This is a genomic window from Glycocaulis sp. (assembly GCF_052168375.1).
Taxonomy (GTDB): domain Bacteria; phylum Pseudomonadota; class Alphaproteobacteria; order Caulobacterales; family Maricaulaceae; genus Glycocaulis.
The window spans coordinates 1-6,579 of sequence record NZ_JBQLZR010000039.1 but is presented as its reverse complement, the minus strand read 5'-3'; the positions used below and the strand labels follow the sequence as shown (position 1 = coordinate 6,579).

5 protein-coding genes are annotated in these 6,579 nt (G+C 65.3%); 2 read left to right on the top strand and 3 right to left on the bottom strand.

The features are described from left to right. The coding region (locus ACTS2Z_RS01490; RefSeq protein WP_442571464.1) for a hypothetical protein at window positions 1-676 on the bottom strand (676 nt) is incomplete at its 3' end. A 207-nt stretch (window positions 677-883) separates the two neighbouring features. Between ACTS2Z_RS01490 and ACTS2Z_RS01485 the strand changes: the two genes are divergently transcribed. Further along, complete coding sequence (locus ACTS2Z_RS01485) at window positions 884-3,799, top strand: CHAT domain-containing protein (RefSeq protein ID WP_442571463.1); 2,916 nt, start codon at window positions 884-886, stop codon at window positions 3,797-3,799. An 8-nt stretch (window positions 3,800-3,807) separates the two neighbouring features. On the opposite strand, the gene ACTS2Z_RS01480 is transcribed toward ACTS2Z_RS01485, so the two are convergent. Then, on the bottom strand, window positions 3,808-4,395 hold the full coding sequence (locus tag ACTS2Z_RS01480) for a hypothetical protein (protein WP_442571462.1): 588 nt from the start codon (window positions 4,393-4,395) through the stop codon (window positions 3,808-3,810). Between the two features lie 77 nt (window positions 4,396-4,472). Between ACTS2Z_RS01480 and ACTS2Z_RS01475 the strand changes: the two genes are divergently transcribed. Further along, entirely contained in the window at window positions 4,473-5,819 is a 1,347-nt protein-coding gene (locus ACTS2Z_RS01475) for an ATP-binding protein (protein ID WP_442571461.1), read from the top strand. On the opposite strand, the gene ACTS2Z_RS01470 is transcribed toward ACTS2Z_RS01475, so the two are convergent. Beyond that, the coding region (locus tag ACTS2Z_RS01470) for an MFS transporter (protein WP_442571460.1) at window positions 5,816-6,579 on the bottom strand (764 nt) is incomplete at its 5' end. The two genes, ACTS2Z_RS01475 and ACTS2Z_RS01470, sit on opposite strands and share 4 nt — an antisense overlap.

Here is a 6,579-nt window from a genome sequence, read left to right as displayed (position 1 = left end):
CCGTCACGACACCCAGATCAAGCGCGGCACCGGTCACGCCATAGAAGGCGTTAGGGTCCTGCGAGCCGGTCCGGACGCGGTTGGTACCGTAGAAGACCGGCACGATGACGTGATCGCTGTCGGCGCCTGCATCGGGATCACGCGTCAGCGCCTCTTCCTCCTCGCGGGCAATACGGCCCATCAGGACAGCCAGTTCTGCGCGCGCCGCCTCAAGGCTGTCCGGCGCATCGGCCTCGTTTGCTGCGGTCTCGATGAATACCGAGGTCTCCACGAGCAGGAGGAAGTCCCGCGCCCTTTCTGCGCCAGCCTCCACCAGCAGCGCATCGGCCTCATCGAGAATCTCGCGAGCCAGATCGAAACGCTCCTGCGCCGCTTCCAGGCGCGCCTGGGCGATGAAGCCGGAAACCCAGGACCCATCAGCTGTCGCTTCCAGGGCAATAAGCCTGCGGGCTTCGGCAAAGGCCGCCCGAGCACGTTCCACCTCACCGCATTCGCCATGCCATTGTCCCAGCTCCAGCTGGAAGGCGATCAGCTCTGACGCGGTCAGGTCGAGTGATGCAGCATCAATTGCTTCAAGCCGATCCGGATCAAGGTCACACGATTGCGCCAGCGCGGGCGATTGCCAGAACAGCGACGCGGCGCCCAGAAGGGCAAGTCCGACGGGTTTCAACGACACCGGCAACCTCCTGTAACGGCGGGCTCGAATACCGGGCAAGTCTGCGTCACCGCCATCAGGCTGTCGAGGCGAATGGAGCCTTCCGGCCACTTTTCCGCCTTGCCTGTCCGTGATTGTCAGCCAGTTATACTGGCGGGTGTTTGCCAGCGCGCGCGTGTCACGCAATCATGCAGGCGAGCGCCGGAATCTGAGGGGAGTGAGGGTGTTATGGACCACAAGCGGGTACGGGCCTTTCTGGCCGCACTTGGCCTTCTGACTGCACCTGGCGCCTTCGCGCAGGAAGCCGAACGCTTCGCTCCCTCCATCACCGAACCTGCCATACGTGATCTGATCGCAAGTGCCGAAGCCATCGATATGGAGCAGGATCCGGCTGGCGCCCGAACAGCCTGGCAGGCTGTTTTCGATGCTGCAGACGCAGCCGGGACACTGGAGCCAGCCGACCGGGCGTCGATCCTCAATCAGCTAGGATCGGCGATCTTCTACGCGGGCGGACGCGAAGAGGCGCTTGGCTATTTTCAGGACGCTTCAGCCATCTTTGCGCAGGCTGGACCGCAATACCGGACACCGCTTGAAGAATCGCTTGGCAATGCCGCCTCGATTCTTGGCAGTCTGGGACGCCTCGACGAGGCAGAGGCGGTCCACAGGCAGGTATTGGATATCCGCCGCGAGCTATACCCGGAGAACCATGTCCAGGTAGCGCGTTCCTATTTCGAGCTGGGTGTCATTCTGAACGCACGCGGCGATATTGACGGCGCACGGGAGCTGGTCGAGCGCTCGCTTGCCATCCGCGAGGCGGTTCTGGAGGAAGGCCATCCCCACATCCAGATGACCAAGGTCAGCCTTGCCGCGATCCTGATCCGCGCCTTCCGGTTTGCCGATGCTGCCGCGCTGTCCCGTGAGGCCTCCGAAACGCTCGAAGCGACCTTGCCGGCAGGCCATCCCTTTATCGGTTTTGCCAGGTCCAGCTATGCCGGCGCCCTCAATGCTGCCGGGCGCTACGAGGCAGCAGAGCCCTTGCTTCGCGCCATCGTTGAGGAACGCCGGGCCAGCCTTGGCGACGCTCACCCGCAAGTCGCGGACACGCTCAATAATCTGGGTGTGTCGCTCTACGGACAGGGCCGTGCCGCCGAAGCCCGCCCGCTTTTCATCGCGGCGCGCGACATCTATCGCGCCACGGCCAGTGATGCCTCGGTGGAGGCCGCGCGCATGCAGATGAATGCCGGCGATACAGCCTTTGCAGCCGGTGATTACGAGGCCGCACGCGCCGAGTGGCTGGACGTGCTCTCGGTCTTCGATGCGTCAGGCGCAACCGGCCCGGACCGGATCCGGGTTCTTGCCGAGCTGGCCGCGCTAGAAGCGCTGGCAGGCAATGCCCAGGCTGCGCGGCAGTATCATGACGAGGCGGCGGAACTGTCCAGGAGCCTCCTGCCCGAGGGTCATGCTAGGCGCCACGAACTGGCGATCGACGAAGCGTGGATCGCATCGCTTTCAGACGCTCCGGCAGGGGAAATCCCGCAAGAACTCGACAATGCGGTGACCGCGCTCGCAGCCGATCTGTCGCTGTCCGATATCGATAGTGCCCGCGAGCTTGCCCGCGAACGGCAACGCGCCTTCCGGCGGGCGCTTGATGTTGCCTATGCTGCAGGCGACGCGAGCTCTGCCTTGCGCTACTTGCAGCTTGTCCATGCGACCCACATGGCCCTCGCCGCCGAGGCGAGCGCCCTGCGCGCCGATACCGCAAGCGCGGAAAGCGCCAGCGCACTTCGGGCGCGGCAGGATGACTGGCGTGCCCTGCGCCTTGCCGAAAACGCCTATATCCGTGCCCGGACCGAGACCAGCGGCGAGGCAGACCTCGCCTCGGCCCGCACCGCCTACGAGGAAGCGCGCGCCCGGCTTGACAGCTCACAATCAGCAAGCGGACCTTCAGCCGGATATGAGACTGAACCCGCAGAGGCACTGCGCGCCGCCCTTGGTGACAACGAGACCGTGATTGCCTTTGCCTTCACCGAAGGTGGCGGTGTTGCCATGCGGCTGAGCCGTGACACCATCGTCATGGACAGGCTTGCCATCACAAGCGAGGAAGCGAGCGAAGCCGTAACCCGTCTTCGCGCCAGCCTTGAGGCCGGCAGTGCAGCCCAGGCCTTGCGCCCCTTCCCGGCAGACGATGCGCACGCGCTCTATGCCGGTGTGTTCACACCGCAGATGAGAGACGGCCTGCAGCCGGGCACGACGCTCGCCATTCTGGCCGACGGCGCCTATCAGGCCATCCCGTTTCCCGTGCTGTTGTCGGCAGAGGTCAGCGATCCGATGACCACGCCGGAAGATTACCGCGCAGCGCCCTGGCTGATCCGCGATCATGGCGTGACGACGCTTGCCGCCTTTTCCACCCTGACCCGTCGCGAGAGTGCGGATGGGGCGCGCGAACCTTTCCTGATCGGGTTTGGCGCACCGGTTTTCTCCGGTTCCGACGAGAGCGAGCCTATGTTGCTCGCCTCGGTGCTGCGCAGCAGTGGCGAGGAACAATTGCGGGCGCTGTCCTCGCTATCGCCCCTGCCGGGTGCCCGTGCAGAACTCGCCGAGCTCGCCGCCATCTTCGGCGAAGGCCGCGCAGATGTCCGCCTCGGCCTTTGGGCGACGGAAACCGCCGTCAAACGCGCCGATCTCTCGCGGGCCAGCATGCTGGTCTTTGCCACGCACGGCCTTTTGCCCGGCGAGCTGGAGACCGTGCACGAACCCGCGCTCGCCTTCACGCCGCCCGATCTGCCCGGCGAGGGTGATGACGGCCTTCTCACCGCCTCTGAAATCGCGCAGCTGAACCTCAATGCGGACTGGGTCGTCCTGTCGGCCTGCAACACGTTTGCCGCAGGCGGGTCCGCCCGCGCGCCCGACCGTCTGGCGCAGGCCTTCCTCTATGCCGGAGCGCGAAGCCTTCTGGTCTCACACTGGACGGTGCGTGACGACGCGGCTGCAGCCCTGACCGCAGGAACGGCAAGACGCGCGCTGGCTGGCGCCACCCGCCCGGAAGCCTTCCGCGAAAGCGTGCTGGCACTGATGCAGGACGAGACGGTGGAGGGCGGTGCCCATCCGGGCGTCTGGGGTCCGTTCGCCCTGATCGGTCAGTAGGCCCGATGTCAGTTGGTGATCAGATAGTACGGGACCTGCCCGCCGGTGAGATTGACGATCTCGATGGTGAAGGGCTCCGACCAGACCGGCACCCACTGGCAGCTGACCGGAGCCGTGGTAACGACCGCCTCGCACACCGCATCTCCGCCTTCGCGGCGGATCGACAGGCGCAGCGTACCTGCACCGCGCGCCTGCAAGGACACGCGGGCCGTTCGGCCAGAATGAAAGCTGTCGCGCAAGAAGGCCGCTTCGCCGGCACCGACGATGCCGTTGCGGTAGGCAGGACCGGCAATCCGCCCGCGCGTGGGCGGGATAGTCTCACCCAGCTCTGCGGCGCGCGCCTGCCAGCGCACAGCCAGATCAGGCTCGCCTTCGCCCGGCTCGGCGCCGCTGGCCTCCAGCAGGGTAGCCGCGGCGAGAAGCGCCTGACCATCACCCGCTGCTTCAGCCCGCAGGCCCATATCCAGTGCGGCGAGTATCTGCCCGTCCGGCTCGGCCACGCTGGCCAGCGCGGGTACCGGCTCATGACTGGCACAGGCCGAAAAGCCAATCGCCATCAGGGTCAGACCCGAAAGGGTGGAAGCGCGCATCGCCATTACGGAGACCTTCATCCATGAGCGTTTCGGCGAGTTTAACCCCAAGCCGCACCGCTCCGAAAGGCTTTCGCCCCGGCGTGCTGCGATCAACTTTCGCACGCCTCGCAGCGCTCATCGCCATGCTGGTGAGTCTCGCTGCGACAATCGTCTTCCTGATCGCCTATTTCGCCTTCGCCTTTGTCTCCGACCAGACCTTGCGCCAGCTCGTCGATACCGACGCAGCCGGCCTTGTGGACATCTACTCCATTGAAGGCGAGGCCGGGCTGACACGCTCCTTGCAGGACCGGTTGGCCTTGCGTCCGCTGGAAGGCGAAGGGCCGGTCTATCTTCTGGCAGACCCGGACGGCGAACGGCTCGCAGGCAATATCGATACCTGGCCGGACGCGTTTGCGCTGGACGCCAGCTGGGTGAGCGGCGAGTTCACCGTGGACGGCGCCACCCTGCCCTTGCTGGGCCGGGCCTTCCTGATGCCGCAGGACTATCGCCTGTTTGTTGGCCGCTCGACGACGAGCCAGGCCGAGGCGCTCTCCCGCCTGCGCACCATCTTCGCAGCAGGATTTATCATCACGCTAACGCTCGGCATTGCTGCCGGACTGGTGGCGGCCGGATGGATCATGGCCCGGGTCGAAAAGCTCAACCGCACCTGCCAGTCTGTACGTGACGGCGCCATCGACCAGCGTGCACCTGGCGCAGAAGCGGCCGACGAATTCGGTCTGCTTTCGCGCAATATCAACGCCATGCTCGACCGGATCGAGCGCCTGATCAGTGCCCAGCGCGACGTGTCCGACCTCACCGCCCACGAATTGCGCACGCCGCTGGTGCGCATCGACCGTACGCTGGCGGATGCCTCATCGGACCCGGAGCGTATCGAGCAGGCCCGTGAACAGCTCGCCGAACTGGGCGAGCTTATCAACTCCCTGATGGATATTTCCGCCATCAGCGCGGAGATCGGCGATACGCGCGGTCTTGAAATGCTGGACCTGGCCGCGCTCGCCCGGTCGGTTACGCCGCTCTATGCCGATGTCGCCGCCGAAAAAGGCGCGACCGTCAGGCTGGAGGCACCCCGACCGGTAATGATGCGCGGCAGTCCGGCCCAGCTTGGCCGGCTGATCGCGAACCTGCTCGACAATGCGGTGAAATTCCTGCCGGAGGGCGGCGAAGTGAAGGTCATCGTGCGCGATGGCCCCGTCCTCATCGTGGAGGATAACGGCCCTGGCGTTCCCGCAGACTGGCGCGAGCGCGTCTTCATGCGCTTTGCCCGCATCAGCCATGGCGGCCCGCGCGGGCATGGCCTTGGCCTCTCCTTCGTCCATGCTGTCGTGCGCCGTCACGGCCTCACCGTCGATGTCGAAGATGCAAGGCCGGGTGCCGCCCGGCCGGGCGCACGTTTCATCGTACGCCCGGCAGGTGGCGAAAAGGCCTAGGCCACGACCTCATCCTTCAGCGTTCGCGCAGCCAAGAAGAAGGCGATGGAGGCAATGCCGCCCACACCGCCAAATGTCACCATGGACCAGCGAATGCCTTCTGCCGCGTCCATGGACTGGGCAAACAGGTCGCTGAACACACCGACCAGAAGCGGGCCAAGCCCCAGGCCAACAAGATTGATCACGAAGAGCAGCACTGCTGCAGCCGTCGCCCGCGTTTGCGGGTGGACGAGGCTCTGCGCGCTGGCGAAAATCGGCCCGTACCAGACCGCACCGGCGAAGATCGGAACCGCCAGTATAGCAAAGGACAGGGCCACATTGTCGACCAGCATGGCCGCGATGAAGGGGATCACCGTGACAAGGCCGGCAATTGCCGGAACCGTGGCATAGCCGGCAACATTCTTGCGCGCCGCCCGGTCGGCCAGCACACCGCCCAGATACGTGCCCGCCGCGCCGCAAATGCCGATGATGAGGCCGAGCGCCGTGCCGAGAAAGCCAATGGGTCCGAAATTGACGCCGATGGCCTCGTTGACCATCGCCGACATCATGCCGAGCCCTTCTGCGTGGTTTCGCAGATAGAACGAACCGTAGAACGCGATATGGCCGTAACCGACCATCGCGCTCAGGGCTGCACCGATGGAAATCCACCAGAAGGATTTCTTGGACTTCAGCTCCCGGATCGCATCGGCAAAGCTCGGCCCCTTCACGGGTACCACTTTCTTTGCGATGTCCCGGCGTGGCTCAGGCAGCGTCAGGAAGG